General features: G+C 57.3%; 17 protein-coding genes. 5 read left to right on the top strand and 12 right to left on the bottom strand.

Going from position 1 to position 18950, the window contains the following annotated elements; genetic code table 11:
• Nucleotides 1-17: 17 nt before the first annotated feature.
• The 3 genes from ACR0LX_RS02330 to ACR0LX_RS02320 all read right to left on the bottom strand — a co-directional run bounded on the left by ACR0LX_RS02330 (nt 18) and on the right by ACR0LX_RS02320 (nt 4563).
• A complete protein-coding gene (locus tag ACR0LX_RS02330) occupies nt 18-1256 on the bottom strand; it encodes an NAD(P)/FAD-dependent oxidoreductase (protein WP_480782394.1) in 1239 nt (412 codons plus the stop codon).
• Nucleotides 1257-1260: 4 nt separating this feature from the next.
• Entirely contained in the window at nt 1261-3474 is a 2214-nt protein-coding gene (locus tag ACR0LX_RS02325; protein ID WP_480782393.1) for a TRAP transporter permease, read from the bottom strand.
• Nucleotides 3475-3555: 81 nt separating this feature from the next.
• Nucleotides 3556-4563 (bottom strand): TAXI family TRAP transporter solute-binding subunit, encoded by a 1008-nt coding sequence (locus tag ACR0LX_RS02320; RefSeq protein ID WP_480569249.1) that lies wholly within the window; start codon nt 4561-4563, stop codon nt 3556-3558.
• A gap of 128 nt (nt 4564-4691) precedes the next feature.
• Here ACR0LX_RS02320 and ACR0LX_RS02315 point away from each other — a divergent pair, with 128 nt between their 5' ends.
• From ACR0LX_RS02315 to ACR0LX_RS02300, 4 genes are all read left to right on the top strand, one after another.
• Nucleotides 4692-5654, top strand: a complete 963-nt coding sequence (locus ACR0LX_RS02315; protein ID WP_480782392.1) for a LysR family transcriptional regulator — start codon at nt 4692-4694, stop codon at nt 5652-5654.
• 151 nt (nt 5655-5805) lie between these two features.
• Nucleotides 5806-7209, top strand: coding sequence for an MATE family efflux transporter (locus tag ACR0LX_RS02310; protein WP_480782391.1), 1404 nt, complete (start codon nt 5806-5808; stop codon nt 7207-7209).
• Between the two features lie 111 nt (nt 7210-7320).
• A complete protein-coding gene (locus ACR0LX_RS02305) occupies nt 7321-7689 on the top strand; it encodes a group I truncated hemoglobin (RefSeq protein ID WP_480782390.1) in 369 nt (122 codons plus the stop codon).
• Nucleotides 7686-8744 carry an adenylate/guanylate cyclase domain-containing protein gene (locus ACR0LX_RS02300; RefSeq protein WP_480569261.1) on the top strand — a complete coding sequence of 353 codons (1059 nt, stop codon included), beginning with the start codon at nt 7686-7688 and terminating at the stop codon, nt 8742-8744. The genes ACR0LX_RS02305 and ACR0LX_RS02300 overlap by 4 nt, the downstream gene beginning before the upstream one ends.
• Before the next feature lie 6 nt (nt 8745-8750).
• Here the strand turns inward: ACR0LX_RS02300 and ACR0LX_RS02295 are convergent, their stop codons facing one another.
• The 9 genes from ACR0LX_RS02295 to guaA all read right to left on the bottom strand — a co-directional run bounded on the left by ACR0LX_RS02295 (nt 8751) and on the right by guaA (nt 18119).
• A complete protein-coding gene (locus tag ACR0LX_RS02295) occupies nt 8751-9365 on the bottom strand; it encodes a TetR/AcrR family transcriptional regulator (protein WP_480569264.1) in 615 nt (204 codons plus the stop codon).
• Between the two features lie 91 nt (nt 9366-9456).
• The gene (gene ppk2, locus ACR0LX_RS02290; protein WP_480782389.1) at nt 9457-10326 is read right to left on the bottom strand and encodes a polyphosphate kinase 2; all 870 of its coding nucleotides are present in this window, start codon (nt 10324-10326) and stop codon (nt 9457-9459) included.
• Between the two features lie 49 nt (nt 10327-10375).
• Nucleotides 10376-11326, bottom strand: coding sequence for an alpha/beta fold hydrolase (locus tag ACR0LX_RS02285; RefSeq protein ID WP_480782388.1), 951 nt, complete (start codon nt 11324-11326; stop codon nt 10376-10378).
• A gap of 6 nt (nt 11327-11332) precedes the next feature.
• Nucleotides 11333-12271 (bottom strand): homoserine O-acetyltransferase MetA, encoded by a 939-nt coding sequence (gene metA, locus ACR0LX_RS02280; protein WP_480782387.1) that lies wholly within the window; start codon nt 12269-12271, stop codon nt 11333-11335.
• A gap of 37 nt (nt 12272-12308) precedes the next feature.
• Nucleotides 12309-13181 (bottom strand): ATPase, encoded by an 873-nt coding sequence (locus ACR0LX_RS02275; RefSeq protein ID WP_480782386.1) that lies wholly within the window; start codon nt 13179-13181, stop codon nt 12309-12311.
• A gap of 49 nt (nt 13182-13230) precedes the next feature.
• The gene (locus ACR0LX_RS02270; RefSeq protein ID WP_480782385.1) at nt 13231-14127 is read right to left on the bottom strand and encodes a DMT family transporter; all 897 of its coding nucleotides are present in this window, start codon (nt 14125-14127) and stop codon (nt 13231-13233) included.
• A gap of 98 nt (nt 14128-14225) precedes the next feature.
• Nucleotides 14226-15443 (bottom strand): OmpP1/FadL family transporter, encoded by a 1218-nt coding sequence (locus tag ACR0LX_RS02265; RefSeq protein ID WP_480569280.1) that lies wholly within the window; start codon nt 15441-15443, stop codon nt 14226-14228.
• A 117-nt stretch (nt 15444-15560) separates the two neighbouring features.
• Nucleotides 15561-16463: a DMT family transporter gene (locus tag ACR0LX_RS02260; RefSeq protein WP_480782384.1), complete on the bottom strand. Its 903-nt coding sequence runs from the start codon at nt 16461-16463 to the stop codon at nt 15561-15563.
• 96 nt (nt 16464-16559) lie between these two features.
• Nucleotides 16560-18119 (bottom strand): glutamine-hydrolyzing GMP synthase, encoded by a 1560-nt coding sequence (gene guaA / locus ACR0LX_RS02255; RefSeq protein WP_480782383.1) that lies wholly within the window; start codon nt 18117-18119, stop codon nt 16560-16562.
• Nucleotides 18120-18234: 115 nt separating this feature from the next.
• Between guaA and ACR0LX_RS02250 the strand changes: the two genes are divergently transcribed.
• Complete coding sequence (locus ACR0LX_RS02250) at nt 18235-18945, top strand: hypothetical protein (protein WP_480782382.1); 711 nt, start codon at nt 18235-18237, stop codon at nt 18943-18945.
• Nucleotides 18946-18950: the final 5 nt, after the last annotated feature.

Here is an 18950-nt window from a genome sequence, read left to right as displayed (position 1 = left end):
TGGCGCGGATAGAACGCCTAAAACCGATCCAGCGAATAGGGATCAAGTTCAATATTGAGTCGTCGATCTGACAGAAGATCGGCCACAAGCTCTCCGGTTTTTGGGGCCATCATCAATCCGTAGTGGGAATGCCCGAAAGCTGCGTAGAGACCCGACTTGCCGTTCACCTGACCAATCGCCGGTAGACTGTCGGGAAAGGAGGGCCGCCGCCCCATCCAAAAGTGCGCATCCTGCGTGTTCAGGTCCGGCATCATCGCCTTGGCCTGTTGGGTCAGCAGCGCCTTTTTGCGCGGGTCTGGCGGTGCGTCAATCTCTGCAAACTCTGCCGTCCCCGCGACTCTGAGGCCATCCAACATGGAACTGGCGACAACTTTTGCCTCAACGTCCATAACCGAATTGCTCAGTGAGCTTTGGGCATCCGGGAACTCGACGTGATACCCGCGCTCGGCCACCAAAGGCACTTTGATCCCCATCGGTTTGAGCAGATTGGCCGACCATACTCCGGCTGCCATGACGATATGTTGCGCCTGTATCGTTTCGCCCGAGGTCGTCAATTCCCAACTGCCATCCGCGCTTTGCGACAGGGTCCTGACCTCTGCTTTCACGATCTCAGCGCCCTGCGCTTGTGCTTTCTTGGCCAATACAGCGCCAACGCGCCCCGGGGAGAGTATGCGCGCCTGTCCCTTGATCAGCACGGCGGCTTTGAACTCTTCGGACAATGCCGGTTCGATGCGACGAAGCTCAGCGCCATCGACACGCTCGATTTGCGCACCTTTTTCTTCGCGGATTTGATAGTCCAATCCGCCGAGGTTTGCATTGTCGGAACGGCGGAACGCGTGCACATAATAGCTGTCGGTGATCAGGTCTTCGTGCCCGGTCCCGTTCAAATGCTTGCGGTACAGTTCGATGGAAGGGCGGCACAGCAACTCCATAGCGTCCGACGTTTTCCGAACCTTGTTTTCGTTCGAATTGCCCAGGAACCGCAGGCCCCAAGGGATCATCTTGGGCCAAAAGGCGCTGCGCACCGACAACGCGCTTTTTGGGTTTATAAGCATTGCGGGCAGTTGCTTCCAAATACCGGGCATGGCTTGCGGGATAATCGACCATGGCGACACCACGCCCGCATTCCCGAATGAAGTTTCCTGTCCAGGTTCCCCCCGGTCGATCAGGCGCACGGGAATACCGCGTTCCTGAAGCGACAGGGCGCAACAAATGCCGACGATCCCTGCGCCGATGATGGTCACGTGTTCTGTCATCGCGTCACGCCGGAGAGTGGGTGCGATTGCGGGCGATCAGTTGGGTGACGATGACGGGTGCAGCCACGGCGAGCGCGATCAGATCAGCGGTCAAGCTTGGCGCAACAAAGATCACACCAGCGATGGCCATCAGGATACGTGACACCATGTTCAGCGGTTTCAGCCAATAGCCGACCACCGCTGCGGACAAGGCAACAACGCCTGCGATACAGCTGGAAGCGGTGTAGGTGAACTCCCACAGATTGAACCCGGTCGAAGACACGAACAACAGGACCGGCGCATAGACAAACGCCATCGGTGCGATCACCTTGCCCAGCCCGAGCGTGAAGGCCGACAAGCCGGTTCGGAAGGGGTTCGAGTTGGCGATGGCCGCCGCCGCATAAGCGGATGTACAGACAGGCGGCGTAATCTCGGACACCACGCCGTAGTAGAGCACGAACAGGTGGCTGGCGATTGGCGGGACGCCAAGCTGAGCCAGCGCAGGCTGCGCGACCGAGACCAGCATGATATATAGTGCGGTGGTCGGGATGCCTGCTCCCATCAGGATGCAGACGATGGCAATGAAGACCAGCGAGATGAACAGCTGCAGGTCTTCCATCGCAAACAGCTGGAAACTGCCGAACGAGATCATGTTATAGAGATCTGACGCCAGATTGCCCGCGCCCTGCGTGACCATAAAACCGATACGGAAACCAATGCCGGTTGTGTTGATCACACCGACCACGATGCCGACAGCAGCGGCAGCGGCACCTACTGCCAGCGAGTATTTCACACCCAGCTCAATCGCTTGCAGCATCTCGGGCACTTCAATGCGTTTCTGCGGATTTAGTGTTGCGATCAGCGACAGGCCGCAAAGTATGGCTGTCATGGTCAGATCGAATCCGCCGTCCGAGAACTTCCAAAGCACAAAGGCCAGGAACGCAGCCGCGTAGATCAGCGTTGGTGGCTGTTTCAGCCGCGACATGCCCGCGATGACCGCCAGTGATATGCCGCAGAAAGCCGACATGAACGGGGTATAGCCGGTGAACAACACGACAAGCAGCCCGATCAGTGGAACGATATTGGCCCAGCCCTCGGCCCACACTGCCTTGAGTTGCGGCAGTTGCTCTTTCGCCAAGCCTTTCAGGTTCAGCTTGCGCGCCATCAGGTGCACCACGGCGAAAACGCCGACATAGTGCAGGATCGCCGGGAAGATCGCGGCGATGACAATGGTGGTGTAGGGCACCTCGAGGAACTCGGCCATGATGAAGGCCGCGGCCCCCATGATGGGCGGGGTGATCTGGCCACCGGCCGAGGATGCGGCTTCGACCCCGCCTGCGAAATGGCCGGGGTATCCAAGGCGCTTCATGTTGGGAATTGTCAGCGCGCCGGTTGAAACGGTGTTGGCCACCGAGGAACCCGAGATCGTGCCGAAGAAGGCCGAGGATACCACCGACACTTTTGCCGGACCGCCGGTGTAGCGTCCCGCCAAAATAGTAGCGTTGTCGATGAACAATTGCCCCAATCCGGTGCGCTGCGCGATTACGCCAAACAGCACGAAATGGAACACGATGGTGGAAACCACCCAAAGTGTGACGCCGTAGATGCCTTCTTGCGGGAAGTACATTGACGACACGAAGGTTTTGAAGTTCACGCCGGGATGTTGCAGCAGGCCGGGGAAATACGGTCCCAGCAGGGCGTAGGAGATGAAGACACAGATGATCAGCGGCAGCACCCAGCCCAAAGTGCGTCGCGCGATGTCCAACACCAGCAGGATGATGATTACACCTAATATCACGTCATAGGTGTTGGGGTTGCCCATGCGGAACGTCTGTTCCTCAATCCCCAGAAACGGAATGCCGCGCCAGGCAACGCCAACATAGAGGGCAGCAACGATCCCCAGTGCCATGAAAACCAGGTCATAAAGAGGGATGTTGCCGATGCGGAACCGGCTGACCTTAAGCGCATAGAGGCTCTTGGCGCCGATAACCGGGATTGTCGCGTAGACCAGAATGAACAGTAGCGCCAGATAGATGCCCATATGCCAATGGTCGGCGGGCAAGCCGAACCCGGCAGTGAAGAATTCATAAAATGCAAGGATCAGGGCAACGACGCGCAGTACCTTGCCCGCAGTGGGCGTGACCTGCCGCACGGCGGCACCTTCGTCGAACTGTTCTTCGATGGCCGCAAGTTCTTCGGCCGTCAGTTCGTGGTCATCAAGTTTCTGGGTCTCGGACATGATGGCCCCCTGATTTCGCATAGTTCCAGAGTGCGGTGCCCCGGAACAGGGGCACCGGCGATACGGTTCTGTCAGTTGCGGTTACTGAAGAAGGCCGGCTTCTTTATAGAACTTTTCGGCACCCGGATGCAGCGGGACACCCAAAGCCTCAACGCCGTCCAGGGCCGTTTCAGCCGTAATCTGCTTGCCTTTGGCGTGGCCGTTGTCCAGCAGCTTACGTGTATTGTCGTTCCACAGTGCCTTGGTCAGACCATATACCAGATCATCGGACAGTTCTGACGAGACAACCAGCATCGCGCTGACCGCGGGGGTCTTGGTTTCACCGTCGATGCCTTCATAGACGCCGCCCGGTATGGTCGAGGGGATATAGGCCGGGATGATCTCGTTGATCTTCGCCATGTCTTCGTCGGTGAAGGAATGCAGGTTCATGCCCTTGGTCGACGACAGCTGAACCATCGCGGCAACCGGCCAGCCAGCTGCGTAGAAGTAGGCGTCAAGCTGACCATCGGCCAGACGTTCGGCGCTCTGGCTGTTGTTCAGTTCGGCCTCGTCCATGTTGTCGCGGTTGACGCCCCAGGCGTCCAGCATCTGCAACACGGCAACTTGCGTGCCGGAACCCGCCTGCGCGATACCGACACGCTTGCCTTCCAGATCGCTTAGATCGTTGATCGTCTGACCAGCAGGCAGAACCAGATGCAGATCTTCGGGGAACAGGTTCGCGACGATGCGCAGGTTGGGGTGAGGTTTACCGTCGAATTTGCCCTCACCAAGATACATCGATCGGGTCACGTCGGCAGCGGCAAGACCGGCCTCAAGCTCTCCATTTTGCACGGCGGCGTTGTTGAATACCGATGCAGTGGTGGATTGCGCAATCGCAATCAGACCCGGAACACCGCATTGGCCACCTTCTTCACAGGGGCGCGAACCCGGAGGGGCCGAGATACCGTTTGCAATGGTGCCGCCAATGGGGAAATAGGTTCCACCTGCACCACCGGTGCCGATGCGGAAAAAGGTCGGATCCTGCGCCAAAGCCGGGGCGGCCAGCGCGCCAGCCAAAGCCAGACCAGTCAGGCATTTCACTAGTTTCATCGTCGTCTCCGTTGTTGGTTCGTGGGATTCGGTTTGACCGAACCTCGATCCCAAAAGCGTAAAGACAAATTTCATAAAAACAAATTTGTTATATTTCACAAAACTAAAGTTCGGCTTATAGGTTGGGGATGAACCTAACGCAGCTCACAGTCTTTCGCGAGGTGATGGAAACTGGCTCGATCTCGCAGACGGCCCGAAAGCTGAACCGTACCCAGCCAGCAATCAGTCTGGCATTGAAAAACCTTGAAAGAACCCTTGGCCTGACTTTGTTCGAGCGAAAGGGCAGGCGTCTGGTTCCGGTGCCCGAGGCGCATTACCTGTTGGCTGAAACGACAGGTATTCTGGACCGCCTTGCAACGATTTCCAACACCATGGAGGGGTTGATCAAAGGGCACTCGGGCAGCCTGAACATTGCTACAATGCCGGGGCCCTCGGCCTTTCTGTTCCCACGCTTCATCAGCCAGTCGGTCGGAGAGAGCCCGGATATCCGCATAACCTTGTCGACACGCAGTTCACCACAGATCATGGAACTGGCGGGGACGCAGAATATCGATTTTGGGTTTGCTGATTTTGACTTTTCGGTTGGCAAGGAATCTCAATACTCTGTCGAGGTGATTCAGGCCGACTGTTTCTGTGCGATTGACCGGGAAAGCCCGCTTGCCTCGCGTGATAGCATTTCGATCTCTGATCTTGACGGAGTTCCGATGGGCGGTCTGCACGAGACGCACCCGTTCCAGCACAAGATCCGAAGTAAATTTCAGGACGTAGCCGCCAGCTACAATTCGACAGTAACCTGTCAGTATTTTCTGCCTCTCATCCCTTTCGTAAGTTCCGGCCAGTGTTGCACAATCGTGGACCCTTTGACGGTTGCGACCGAGCGTGAACTGAAGTTGTCGGCGGGTAAGGTGGTGTTCCTGCCTTTCGAAGACCCTCTCAGGTATGAATATGCGATACTCGAGCCGGAACATCGCCCACCATCCCAATTGGCCCTAAAGATCAAGGCAGGCTGGAGGGCTGAGATCCTGAAGATGCTTAAGGACGTTGAGGCTCATCCGAGTGTCAAAATGGCCGCGGAAGAGAGTGACGCATGAAAACATAAGGACCAGGCTTTGGCCGGTTCGAGTTGATTCAGATGCGTGACCGTTTTGCTGCCCTCGAAAACCGCATTTGATCCACCCTTGCCGCATCGGCGTTTAAATGTGCAGGGTGGTTCGACGTCGGGGCACGGGGAATCATCATCGAATGACGGATCAGTCCAACAGCACCGCAGTATTTCTGACGGGTAGTCTGATGCGGCATGTGGTGCGCATGTCACTGACCACCAGCATCGGCTTGATGGCCATCTTTGCCGTTGATTTCGTCGATATGGTTTTCATATCGATGTTGGGCAATGATGCCCTGGCCGCAGCCGTCGGGTATGCGGGAACGTTGCTGTTCTTTACCAATGCCGTGAATATCGGCCTGTCCATTGCAGCGGGTGCCCTCGTCGCGCGTGCGCTTGGCGCGGGGCGGTCGGACGAGGCGCGGAAATATGCTTCGAGCGTGGGCGTTCTTGGGATCAGCATCGGCATTCTGGTGTCGTTGCTTGTTCTTTTTAACGTCGAGTTCCTTTTGTCCCTGTTGGGTGCGCAGCAAGAGGTTCTGCGGCTGGCGGTCCGGTATGTTTCGATCATTTTGCCCACCATGTGGGTCATGTCGGCGGCGATGACGGCGATGGCGGTGCTGCGGGCGCATGGCGACGCGCGCCGGTCGATGATGGCCACGATCTACGGCGGTGTGGTCAATGCGGTGCTGGATCCGATCCTGATCTTTGCTGTCGGGCTTGGGTTGGATGGGGCCGCCATCGCGTCGGTCCTGGCGCGGGTTACGATGCTGGCGGCGGCGTTAATACCGGCGTTGCGCGTGCATCGTGGGTTCGCGCGCCCGTCCGCAAGGCAGGTCGCGCAGGATTTCCGGGCGGTGAAAACAATCGCGATCCCTGCGATTCTGACGAATGTAGCCACGCCAATCGGCAACGCCATCGTCGTGCGCGAGATTGCTGAGTATGGAACCGACGCGGTGGCGGGCATGGCGGTGATCGGGCGCCTGCTTCCGGTTGCTTTTTCGGTCATTTTTGCGCTGTCCGGCGCAATCGGACCGATCATTGGCCAGAATTTTGGTGCCGGACGATACGACAGGGTCCGATCTGCGTTCTTGGCCGGGATCAAGTTCACAGGCACTTATGTGCTGATTATGGCCGCGGTCTTGTTCCTGCTGCGGGTACCGATCGCGGATCTGTTTGACGCGCAAGGCGAAACGCGGACCCTGATCTATCTGTTCTGTGGCCCGCTGGCGCTGGCCTCATTCTTCAACGGCGTGATTTTCGTCACCAATGCCAGTTTCAATAACCTGGGCCACCCGGTCTATTCGACCTGGATCAATTGGGGGCGGCATACCGTCGGAACCTGGGTGTTCGTGGTGATCGGTTCTCATCTTGCCGGGGCCCAGGGGGTCCTGCTGGGGCAGGCATTCGGGGGTGTCATCTTTGCGATAGTCGCCTGGCTGCTGGTGAACCGTGTGGTGGCGCACCTGTCGCGCCCAAGTCCGGCCGAACCATTCACCGAACAAGGTCGCATTCATTCGCTTTTCGGTCGTCGTGGCTGGTGAAAACCCGCGCCGCGACGACGCGCAAGCACAGGTTGCCTCAAAACCGTTAACAAAACTGTCAATTTGATATAACCTTGCAGTGTTATTGCAAATTACGAGCCGGTTAGAGTTGTGAGTCAGACGATCTATGAGAAATACGGCGGGTTCAAAACCATCAGCCGTATTGTGATGACCTTCTACGAAATGGCACTGGATTCCGATGAGATCGGTTTTCATTTCGAAGACATTGATCTGCCCCGATTGATCGACCACCAGACCAAGTTCGTGTCCTCTCTGGTGGGTGGACCGGCGTCGTTCAGCGATGACCGGATCGAGGCGGTGCATCGACACCTCAAGATTTCGCACGCGCATTTTGACGAGATGGCGGCATTGTTCAGCGAAGCTCTGGAAATGCACGGGATGTCCGAAGGAGATATCGACATTGCCCTTGCAGCCATCGAGTCGAAACGGTCCATCATCGTCGCGCGGGACGCCGCATGAGTATTCTGGCCATCAACGAGCACCTTCTGCGCGCAATCGGAGTAGGGGTCGCGGTGCTACGCGCGTCCGATCTGACATTTGTGTTTCACAACGGACCATTTGCCGATTGGTTCGGTACCCCGACCGAAGGGCAAACCCTGCTGGACCTGCTGCCGGATCTGGATGCCAAGGAACTGGATGACGTCAAGCAGTCCGGTCTGCGCTATTCCGTTGAATTGCAGATCAAACCCAAGCGCCGGACACTGATTTTTGCCACATCGGTCTCATTGGCCAATGGGCTCGAGGAACAGGTGCTGGTGGTGGAATGCCAGAATATCACCCGCATCCGCGAACTTGAAAGCATGATCGACAGCTACTCGACCATGGTTGAACGGAACACGCGTGAGCTGGAGCGCGAAAAAGAGCGGGTTGAGCGATTGCTGCTGAACCTAATGCCGCGCGCTGTGTACGAAGAGTTCAAAACTTTCGGGGTTGTCACGCCCCAACTGTTCGATCAGGTCTCGGTCGTGATGCTGGATTTTGTTGGTTTCACCGATTTTGCCGCCAAGACCGATCCGACGGTCACGTTGAGCGAATTGAACGACATCTTCACAGCCTTCGACCGGATCGTTGAGCAGTTCGGGTGCGAGCGGATCAAGACCATCGGGGACGCCTATCTGGCTGTCTCGGGCATGCCGGACGCGACGCCGGATCACGCCACCGCCGTGGCCCATTGCGCTGTCAGGTTCCTGCGATACCTGGAACGACGAAACGAAAGCCATCCGCATAAATGGCAGGCTCGGATTGGGCTGGGCATGGGGGCCGCAGTTGGGTCGGTCGTCGGTATTCAGAAATACGTCTATGACGTCTTCGGACCCGCGGTCAACATTGCCTCACGGTTGCAAGTCTTTGCGAATCCGATGAAAATTGTGGCCCCTGAAGAGATGAAATACGCCCTGATCGATGAGTTTCAGATCACTGATCTGGGCGCGGTTGATATCAAGGGGATGGGGCAGATGGAGTTGATCAACGTCACCTCACGCCTGACCACGCCGAAGCCCAGCCGGGTGTTCTAGGCCAGATCACTCGTCCGGTGCGACCAGTCCTAATCCGCGCAGGTAGATTCCGATTCCGGATTCCAGCAGATCTTCGGGCGGAAATGGGGATGTGGCCCCGGTGTTGCGGGCATAAAGCTCGACCACCCCGTGACTCATCGCCCAGATATGGGCGCTGAACATCGAAGCTGGGGGACGCTTTTCCGGGGGAATGTGGCGCGACAGGTCGGCGGCAGCTTTCTCCAGCACTTCCTTGGCCCGGTTGGCCGCCATGGCCAGTTCGGGCGTGCGGTTCAACGAAATGCCGCTTTCGAACATCGCGATGTAATGGCCGGGATGCTTGCGGGCAAATGCCAGATAGGCCCGCCCGGTCGCTTCGAACGCGGCAAGCGCCGAGGGTTGCCCCTTGTTATGTGCGAATTGCATCAGGTCGGCGAACATCTCGAACCCCTGCCGCGCGGCTTCGGCGATCAGGTCTTCGCGCCCGTGGTAATGTCGGTATACCGCCGCAGGGGTGACCCCGGCGGTCTTGGCGGCCTCGGACAATGTGAACCCGGTTGGGCCTTTCTCTTCGATCAGGGAAAGCGCGGCTTCGATCAGAGCCTGCTTCAGATTTCCGTGGTGATACCCGCGCTTTGACATTCCGGCGTTAGCTACCTTTTGCTAGAGGCCAACAGATAAACCAAAGATGGGGGCGCGTCCAACCTGAGAAAAGTGGTGAGGCATCAATACCCTATGACTCCCAGATATCCGGACCACCGCAAATTGCAGGATCCGTGGCGCCCAAGGCCTTTTCGTCCTTCTCGTCATAGTCGAGCCGGGTCAGAACGGTCCGAATGGCGGCAAGCCGCGCGCGTTTCTTGTCGTCCGAGCGTACGATCGTCCAGGGGCAATGTTCCGTATGGGTGCGGGTCAGCGTCTCGGATATGGATTGCGAATACTCATCCCACTTTTCCAGACCGGCAATGTCGATCGGGCTGAGTTTCCACTGTTTCAGGGGATCGCTCTCGCGCGCCAGAAAGCGGTTCAGCTGCTCGGCGCGACCGACATTCAGCCAGAACTTGAACAGTTCGATACCATCATTCACCAGCCCGGTCTCAAGTGGCAGCACCTGACGGAAGAACCGTTCGCGTTCATCGGGCGTGCAAAACCCAAAAACGTTTTCTACGACCCCGCGATTGTACCAGCTGCGGTCGAAAAACACGATTTCTCCGGCAGATGGCAAATGTTGAACGTAGCGCTGAAAATACCATTGGCTGCGTTCCGCATCCGATGGTTTGCTGAGCGCTACATTACGCGCCCCGCGTGGGTTCAGGTTCTCGCGAAACCGTTTGATCGTCCCGCCCTTACCAGCAGCGTCGCGGCCTTCGAATACGATCGCCACCCGTCGACCGGTTTTTTTGATCCACGATTGCATTTTGACCAGTTCGATCTGCAACGCTTCCATCTGCGTGGCATAATCCTTGGATTTCATCTTTTCCGGGTAGGGGTAGGTCGGGTTGACGATATCGCCTTTTTTTGCGTCCTCGATCGCTGTGCGAACAGATTTGGGGGCGTCGTTGCGAAAGTAGCTTTCGATCGCGCCAGTTTGAGAACGGGTCATGGGCGGCCTCGCAATAAAATCCGTAACTTACTATGGATTACAGACAGGCTTAACGCAAACCTGCGCGTTGTGCCGCGCGGTCAATTGCTGCGGCAACCTCGGGCGCTGCGACGACCTGCGGCATATGGCCGATGCCGTCCAACTCGATCAGTTCAGCGCCCGGGATCTGTTCGGTCAGCGGTTGCGAATGCCAGTCCACGCCCACGGTTGTGTCCGCAGTGCCGTGGACGATTTCCGTGGGGACCGAGATTTCCCCATATAGCGGCTGAAGCTCGGTGACCTCGGCCAACAGGTTGGCGCGTTGTTTGGCATTAGCATGCATGGACGCGCGCCTTTGGGTCAGGCCGGGACCGAAATGCTCTGCATACCCTTCTGGCGCTTTCTGAGGCGCAAACACCGCATCAAGTGTCTTGTCAACAAACCAATCCGGCACAAAGGCCGAGATCAGGGGCAGGGCGAGGGCGTTGCCAGCACCCGTGGCGGCGATGGTGTTGAACGCATCCAATGGTGTCTCCCACGGGATCGCAGCAGGCGCGATCAGAACCAGGCCCGACAGATCCTCAGGACGGGTCACAGCCCAAGCAAGCGCAACCGAACCGCCATAGCTTTGACCCGCGACAATAGGCTTGTTCGCGCCAAGCTGCGCCGCTGCCGCTTGCAGGATTTCTGCTTGTTCAACAATCGTTTCTCCGTCCGGGTTAAAGCTCTCGGAATAGCCCAACCCGGGGCGATCAAAGACGATGACGCGGTAGGTTTCGGCCAGTATCGGTGCCAGCGCAAAGGTCATGTCGCGGGTATTGCCGCTAGAGCCGTGGATCAGCACAACATCCGGTCCTTCGCCCATTACAACCGCATGAACGGCGATACCATCGATATCCAATAGCTGGCCTTCGGGCGGGAATGCGGCTTCGGTCCGGGTTTCTGTCCTGGCAGCGCGCCAAGATGCAGCGATCCAGATTATCGCGAGAACAATCAGAAGGATGAGGCCGAAACGCACCATCGCGACTCAGGCTCTCAGATCGGTCATGTCTACGCCGATGCGGTCTATGTCGAACGGCGTCGTTTCATAGATCTCGCTGATCCAGTTGCCATAGAGCAGATGCCCATGGCTACGCCAGCGGTTCTGCGGCATCTGCGAGGGATCGTCATCCGGGTAGTAGTTCATCGGCACATTGATCGGCGTGCCATTGGCAATGTCGCGATCATATTCCTGTTTCAACGTGTCGCTGTCATATTCGAAATGGTTGAAAATATAGAGCGCCCGGTGCGCCTGATCTTCGATCAGACAAGGACCAACCTCATCACTGCCCAGCAGCGTATTCAGGCCGTCTGTTGCGTCAATCTCGGCCTGTTTCATTTCGGTCCAGCGGCTGACAGGAATTACGCAATCATCAGAAAAACCGCGCAAGAACGGTGACGCAGGAGCAAGGTTGCGGTGCCGGAAACAGCCAAAGGCTTTGGCATCCAACATATGCTTTTTGACGTCGTGAAAGTGATTGATCATCGCCATTCCACCCCAGCACACGCCAAAGGTCGAATGCACGTTGGTCTGGGTCCATTCGAACACTTCACGGATCTCTTCCCAATAGGTCACATCCGCGAAATCCAGATGTTCAATAGGGGCACCGGTGATGATGAGACCGTCGAACTTTTCTTCCTTCACCTCCTGAAACGGGCGATAAAACTCGGCCATATGTGCGGCGGCGGTGTTCTTGGTCTGATGCTCGGTCATGCGGATCAGCGACAGCTCGATCTGCAACGGCGTCGCACCGATCAGTCGAGCGAACTGGTTCTCGGTCTGTATCTTTTTGGGCATCAGGTTCAACAGACCGATCCGCAAGGGGCGGATATCCTGACGGGCCGCGTGATCCTCGGCCATGACCATGACGCCCTCGCGGCTCAGGACGTCAAAGGCAGGCAGGTCAGAGGGGATCTTGATAGGCATAGGGTCACGCTGATGAAGTGTTGCGGAATTCTGGAACTTAGGCCCGGCTGGCACGGTTCTCAAGGGCACGTTCGATCACGTCATCGAAATCGACGGAATCGCGAACATTGCTGATGTCATCCGCCGAAACGGTCAGGCCCCAATTCGCAGCCATCGCTTCATATCTGGGTTTGCGATGGGCAAGGGCACGGGCATATGTCCAGCGAATAAAGTCGTCCGGGTTCACCTCGGCGCTGGCGCAGCCATGTTGTTGCAGATAGTCGGCCCAGACCCGCTCAAGAAACTCGGCCTGATAGGACATCGGTTTGGGGGCTTTGTCGAACCGGCGGATCAACTCGGCAGTGTGCGCCTCGTCGCCTTCGATCCAGATCATCAGAGTATGGCAGGACAATTCGGTCAAAATCTGGTCGTTGGGATCGTTCGGGTCCACCCATTCGCAGATCGACCCGCCAGTGTCGCAGATAAAGTTCGGGTACTCGTACAGGCGCTCGGCGCGGTCGATGAAGTACTTGGTGTCCAGCAACGCGTGGATTTCAGCAAGACGGAACTGTTCCTGTCGCCGCCGATACTCGGCAATCTCCAACCCGCCCTGATCGGGATTGCCGGGCTTGCCCAGATAGGTGGAGACCGGCGTTAGGTTGTTGAACGAGATGTTCGAGCCGATATAGATCGAATCCGACAACAGAAGATCGCGCAGAAACGGCACTTTCATCGCCTCGGTCTTGGCGTTGTCGGTGATGTATTCACCCATATAGCGGGTGCCGATGCGGTAATCGATGGAATAGTGAAACCAGTCTCCGGCATCGCGCAGGATGTTGGAAACATAGGTCTTGCCTAGACCGGACATGCCGAAAAACAGCACCTTCTTGCGCGCCGCGTTGCGCCAGTCCTTTGCCGAGGAATAGATCATGTCTCGCCGTCCCTTGTTTTGCCCTAGCTAAAACGGGCCGAACCCGGCGTCAATCGCGTCTGGTGGCGCGGTTGAGGATGATCAGCCCGATGGCAAGGACGGCGAACCCGGCAAAGGCGCTTGGCGGCAGGGATTCGTCGCGCACAACACTGCCCAAAAGGATGGCAACCGGAGGTATAATCAGCGTGACCAGCATGAGGTTGCCGCTGCCCGCCAGGGCAAGCACGCGGTAATACAGCAGATAGGCCCCCGCGGTTGCGATGATCGCATAGTAGGCAATCGCCGCCCAGGTTTGCCACGGCAGCACCAGATCGGGGACGCCATCCACCGACAGCGTCAACGGTAGCATAACGATGGTCGAGGCCGTCAGCATACCGGCGGCTGCAATTTGCGGTGGCAGGTCCCCAAGGTAGAGACGGGCCCAAACGGCGGCAAAAGCGTAGCACAGGGTGCCCGAGAGGATCGCCAACTGACCCAGGCTGCCCGGATTCAGGGCGGTGAAGTTTCCCAGGCCAATGGCGATCGCCACCCCTAGAAACCCAAGACATATGCCCAAAAGACGCATCGGGTTGAGGCGTTCGTCTTGAAAAAACAGCGCGGCGATCAGAACTCCGAACACGGCAGTTGCGGCATTCAAGATCGCGGTCAGACCCGTTTCCACATAGAGCTGCCCCCAGGCCATCAGCGAAAATGGCAGGACATTGTTCAAAAGCCCCATGACAAGAAATGCCCCCCAGACGCGCGGGTTGCGGGGGATCGGCAGCCGTTTGGCAAAGATATAGACCCACAGGACCAGCGTGGCCCAGAACACGCGATGCAGCACCGACGTCATGAACGGGATCGTGTCCAGCGCGATACGGATGGACAGGAAAGAGGCGCCCCAGATTATGCCCAACAGGGTCAGCTCGGCCCAGGCGCGAGGTGTTAGGGTTTTTTGTGTCGTCATGAGGTTTTCATGTCATGCCGCATTGCGCAGAGCGACCCGTTTCATGCGAAAAACCCCGCCGGTTGGCGGGGTTCTCAAAATTGCATTCGTATGGGCGATCAGTCCAGAGCGTAGGTGATCTGAAGTCCGACGCTCCATGCGCTGTTGCCTTCGAACGTGGCGCGGTTGTCCGGTCCGGTTCCGTTTGCGGTGGCATCACCGATATCGGTATAGCGGATACCGCCCGAGATTTTCGCTTTTTCAAGCGAATAGGTACCGCCCAGGCCAATGCTCCAGAATCCGTCGGTCGGGCCGAGGTTCGAAACCGAATTGCCTTGCGACGATTCATACCCAAAGGTCACGGCGCCCGAGAACTCTTCGGTGAACTGATAGCCAAGGCCAAGCGAGTAGGTCCAGGTGGCCTCTTCATAGTCCACAAGGTTGATGCCGGTCAGGCCGGTGTAGACCGGCGGCGCGTAAACGGTTTGCGGCCAATCGACCCAGCGAACCGATCCGAACAGCAGCGTTCTTGGCGCGACACCGGTCTGGAAATCCAGGTTGACCGACTGCGGGGTCACGACCTCGGTCGAGGAATCGGCGCTTGCGCGGGTCACTGTCGGGAACGGGGTGAATGCCAGCGAGTCATTGGCTTCGGACTGCGACAGATCATGAGTGATCTTCGAGTTGTAAGTTAGCGCCACGCGGGCAGCGATGTCGGGTCTTTCCCAAGCAACCCCAACGACATAGCCAAAGTCGATTTCCGCATCGGTTTCGACCCGGTACCCGCCCTGCGGGAACGGTGTAGATCCGGCACCTGCAATCGGAACCGAAACGCTGGCTTTCAGACGTTGAGCGCGGACACCGCCGATAACGCTGAAGCCGCCATCGAACTTGTAGCGTAGTAACGCGGTGATTGCGTCCGTATCGGCCTTGGCGCGCAGAACGTCGGTGGTTGCGCCGGGCAGACCCTGCAGCGCCAGAACGTTCTGAGACAGCGGGTAATTCGCGGCATAGGCGATGTCTGCTCCGAACGGTTGGTCATAGACAAGCGCGAAGTCCAGTTCCTCGGTCAATGCGGTCTTGTACGCCAGGTGGGGCGTCCAGAAATCGTTGGTTACATCGCCGGAATCGATCGTCTCACCAAAAGTGGGGCTGACCGGTATCTGATCCTGCATGGATCCGCTTACGTCGGGATCGGTGTATCCCAGACGAAACTGCACCACCGAACCTTCTTCAAAAAGGATGTTGACGCCCTGACCACTACGATCAAGACCACCCGCTTGCACCGTGGTTGCCCCGACACACACCGCGCACGCTTGTAACAGCGTTTTCTTCATTTCCTCTCCCTTTCACTGTCCGATCGCCTGTTTGTTACGCTTTGTGCGTACATCCGGCTTCGTTACCGGGTTGTTACTTTCTTAAACCTTAATTAATCGTCAACCTGTGACCGAACGTTACCTCGGCGACGTGTCTTGGCTGAGTGTTGCCGATTGGCTACGTTTTTCCGACAGCACGTTCAGAAAGATCCCCGAGAAAATCACGAACGCGCCCAGCAGGGTCCAGTGATCCAGCGGCTCGTGATAAAGCAGCATGCCAATGATTGCGATCGTCGGAAGGCGCGCAAAGTCGAACGGGACAACAACCGTTGCCGGAGCAATTACCAGCGCATTGGTAATGCAGAAATGCGCCAGCAGACCGGCCAGCCCGACCAGCAGAAGATAGGGTGCGGTCGCCGACGTCGGAAAGGTAATTTGACCATCCAGACCCGAGGCGAAGAGACCAAGCCCGGCCTGCATGACGGTCAGCCAGAACAGGATGCAACCGGTGCTGGCAAACCGGGTGAGAGATTTCGTGGTAATTGTTGTTAATGCGAAGAAAATGGCCGACGCGGCGGCCGCGAACAAACCGGCCCCAAACGGCACCGCACCGGGGCGCGTGACGATCAGAACCCCTGCAAAACCAATCAGCGCCGAGAGTACACGTACCGAGGTCAGACGCTCTTTTAACAGCAGCGGAGAAAGCAGGATAACCCAGATCGGCTGGGTGAATTCCAAGGCAAAGACCTGCGCCAGAGGCAAGACGGCGACAGCATAAAACCAGAGGTTTTGTCCGGCGAAATGCATGACATTTCTGATGCCATGCAAACCCAACCGTTGGGTCGAAACCTGGTGCCAGGTTCCCGACAGCGTCAGAACAAGCGCAACCACGCAAATGCCCACCAGGCTTCGGAAAAACATGATTTCGAACGTATCATGCGTCACGCTCAGCTCACGCCCGGCAACGGCCATGGCCGAAAACGACGCAATCGCCCCGGTCATCCACAGCGCCGCTTTACCGATCTGCGCTTTGTCGCTCATGTTTTCCCCAGCAAGGATCGCCGATTAATATTCTGTTTTCGAACAGATTTCTTGAACAAATCAAGAAAAAAAGACCGGGCAAAAGCCCGGCCTGTATCATTCCCACTCGATCGTGCCCGGAGGCTTGGAGGTGATGTCATAGGTACATCTGTTGATGCCCTTGACCTCGTTGATGATGCGGGTTGCGGTCTCACCCAGGAATTCATGACTAAACGGGTAATAGTCGGCGGTCATGCCGTCTACTGACGTTACGGCACGAAGCGCGCAGGCATAGTCATAGGTTCGGCCATCACCCATCACGCCCACGGTTCGCACGGGCAGAATCGCGACAAATGCCTGCCAGATGTCGTCGTAAAGACCGTGTTTGCGAATCTGATCGATATAGACCGCGTCCGCTTCGCGCAGAATGTCCAGCTTTTCGCGCGTGATCTCGCCGGGGCAGCGGATTGCAAGGCCGGGGCCGGGGAATGGGTGGCGGCCGATAAAGCTGGCGGGAAGCCCAAGTTCGCGACCCAGCGCGCGGACTTCGTCCTTGAAAAGTTCCCGCAGCGGCTCGACCAGCTTCAGGCCCATTTTTTCGGGCAGTCCGCCGACATTGTGGTGCGACTTGATCGTCACCGATGGCCCGCCTGAAAACGAGACGGATTCGATCACATCCGGATAAAGCGTGCCTTGGGCCAGAAACTCGGCCCCATCTATTGTGTCCGCATGTTTCTGGAACACGTCGATGAACAGTTTGCCGATGATCTTGCGTTTGGTCTCTGGATCGCTTTGGCCTTCCAACTCGCCGAGGAACAGCTCGCTTTCATCCGCGTGGATCAGTTGGATATTGTAATTGTCTCGGAACATGCCGACCACTTCCTCGGCCTCGTTCTTGCGCAATAGGCCGTGATCGACAAAAACACAGGTCAACTGATCGCCAATCGCCTCGTGAATCAAGATCGCCGCGACCGAGCTGTCGACACCGCCGGACAGCCCGCAAATGACTTTCTTGTCGCCAACCTGGTCGCGGATGGACTGGATCATCTGCTCGCGATAGGCACCCATGGTCCAGTCGCCGGTGAACCCGGCCAGCCTTACAAAGTTCTCGTAGAGTTTTGCGCCGCGCGGGGTGTGATGCACCTCGGGGTGGAACTGAACAGCGTAGAAATGGCGATTTGCGTCGGCAGTGATCGCATAAGGCGCGTTTGGCGATGTGCCGAAAACCTCGAACCCGGGCGCAATTTCGCTAACGTGGTCGCCGTGGCTCATCCAGACCTGTTCGTCACCATCGGTGAACCAGCCATCCAGAATGTCTAGCCGCCCTTTGGGGGTTACGAAGGCGCGACCGAACTCGGCCGTGCCGTGCCCGCTTTCGACCTTGCCACCCAACTGGTGCATCATCACCTGCTGACCGTAGCAGATGCCAAGGATCGGAACCCCGTAGTCAAAAATTTCCTGCGGCGCGCGCGGCGAGCCGTCTCGGGTCACGCTGTCCGGGCCGCCCGAAAAGATCACGGCGCGTGGTGCCAGCTTGCGCACGAAGTCCATCGTGATGTTCTGATAAGGGTGAATTTCGCAATAGACATTCAGTTCGCGCAAGCGACGTGCGATCAGCTGCGTCACCTGGCTGCCAAAGTCGATGATCAGAAGGCGGTCATGGGTGTCTTGGGTCATGCGGTCGCTTTATGCCGCCTATGGCGACAGCGCAAGAGTTTTGCAGACGCTGCAAAACAGTTCGATTTTTTGTTACACTATTGGCATTGTTTGAGTGATTGATGGGTGGGTTGTTATGCCTGAACAAACCGGCTTTGGCCTTGGCGGGACGCAAAAGGTTCTTCGTGACCGGCATCCTGTGCAGAACCACGCGGGATCTTCGAAAAGACCGAAATGCGGGTGTGGGTCCTGGCTGAACCACTGGAAGATCTATACCGGCAACGAAAAGTCGAACCCGTCCTGTTCTTACATGGGGTGCTCGTCCCCGGGAAAGCACGGGGCGCATGTCCGGTTTGTTAAGATCGACAAAACAAGGAAAGACCGGAAGGGGAACTTTGTCCCCAAGCCCTATGGGCAGTCATTTATTGTTCCAATGTGCGAAAAGCACAATAACCCCAGGTTCAAAGGGGCTTTCTTCATTGCCAAAGACCGTTGGACTGTCGACGACAAGGCACGCGAAGAATGTAAGACAGCGACTTATCGCCTGAACCGTCAAAACTACTTTCGGATGAAAGTGATATCGCTGTCCGGGAAGCCGAAATGCGGCTGTCCCAGCTATTTTCAGCACTACCGCAATGTCAGCAAAAGCGGCCGCAAGAAATGCGTTGCGATGGAATGCGGGGCGAATGCCAGCCTTGCCGTCGCGATGAAGTCGCAGGATGGGCGAACCGATTACGACAAATGGATGGCGCCAGTTTGCCGAAAGCACGCAAAATCGGGGCTGGAAATCTACATCAAACGCCAGGCAGACGTCGTCACACCGAAAAAGACGGATGAGTGCGGCTGAAGGCG

It is taken from the genome of Ruegeria sp. CH11 (genome assembly GCF_056537105.1).
The sequence above is the reverse complement of the archived record's forward strand: the minus strand, read 5'-3'. Positions and strand labels throughout refer to the sequence as shown.

What these genes read in the sequence shown, in the direction of transcription:
- ACR0LX_RS02265 (WP_480569280.1), bottom strand. Translation starts at nt 15,443, where the DNA reads ATGAAGAAAACGCTGTTACAAGCGTGCGCGGTGTGTGTCGGGGCAACC.
- guaA (WP_480782383.1), bottom strand. Translation starts at nt 18,119, where the DNA reads ATGACCCAAGACACCCATGACCGCCTTCTGATCATCGACTTTGGCAGC.
- ACR0LX_RS02330 (WP_480782394.1), bottom strand. Translation starts at nt 1,256, where the DNA reads ATGACAGAACACGTGACCATCATCGGCGCAGGGATCGTCGGCATTTGT.
- ppk2 (WP_480782389.1), bottom strand. Translation starts at nt 10,326, where the DNA reads ATGACCCGTTCTCAAACTGGCGCGATCGAAAGCTACTTTCGCAACGAC.
- ACR0LX_RS02295 (WP_480569264.1), bottom strand. Translation starts at nt 9,365, where the DNA reads ATGTCAAAGCGCGGGTATCACCACGGAAATCTGAAGCAGGCTCTGATC.
- ACR0LX_RS02320 (WP_480569249.1), bottom strand. Translation starts at nt 4,563, where the DNA reads ATGAAACTAGTGAAATGCCTGACTGGTCTGGCTTTGGCTGGCGCGCTG.
- ACR0LX_RS02260 (WP_480782384.1), bottom strand. Translation starts at nt 16,463, where the DNA reads ATGAGCGACAAAGCGCAGATCGGTAAAGCGGCGCTGTGGATGACCGGG.
- ACR0LX_RS02285 (WP_480782388.1), bottom strand. Translation starts at nt 11,326, where the DNA reads ATGGTGCGTTTCGGCCTCATCCTTCTGATTGTTCTCGCGATAATCTGG.
- ACR0LX_RS02315 (WP_480782392.1), top strand. Translation starts at nt 4,692, where the DNA reads ATGAACCTAACGCAGCTCACAGTCTTTCGCGAGGTGATGGAAACTGGC.
- metA (WP_480782387.1), bottom strand. Translation starts at nt 12,271, where the DNA reads ATGCCTATCAAGATCCCCTCTGACCTGCCTGCCTTTGACGTCCTGAGC.
- ACR0LX_RS02275 (WP_480782386.1), bottom strand. Translation starts at nt 13,181, where the DNA reads ATGATCTATTCCTCGGCAAAGGACTGGCGCAACGCGGCGCGCAAGAAG.
- ACR0LX_RS02310 (WP_480782391.1), top strand. Translation starts at nt 5,806, where the DNA reads ATGACGGATCAGTCCAACAGCACCGCAGTATTTCTGACGGGTAGTCTG.
- ACR0LX_RS02300 (WP_480569261.1), top strand. Translation starts at nt 7,686, where the DNA reads ATGAGTATTCTGGCCATCAACGAGCACCTTCTGCGCGCAATCGGAGTA.
- ACR0LX_RS02270 (WP_480782385.1), bottom strand. Translation starts at nt 14,127, where the DNA reads ATGACGACACAAAAAACCCTAACACCTCGCGCCTGGGCCGAGCTGACC.
- ACR0LX_RS02325 (WP_480782393.1), bottom strand. Translation starts at nt 3,474, where the DNA reads ATGTCCGAGACCCAGAAACTTGATGACCACGAACTGACGGCCGAAGAA.
- ACR0LX_RS02250 (WP_480782382.1), top strand. Translation starts at nt 18,235, where the DNA reads ATGCCTGAACAAACCGGCTTTGGCCTTGGCGGGACGCAAAAGGTTCTT.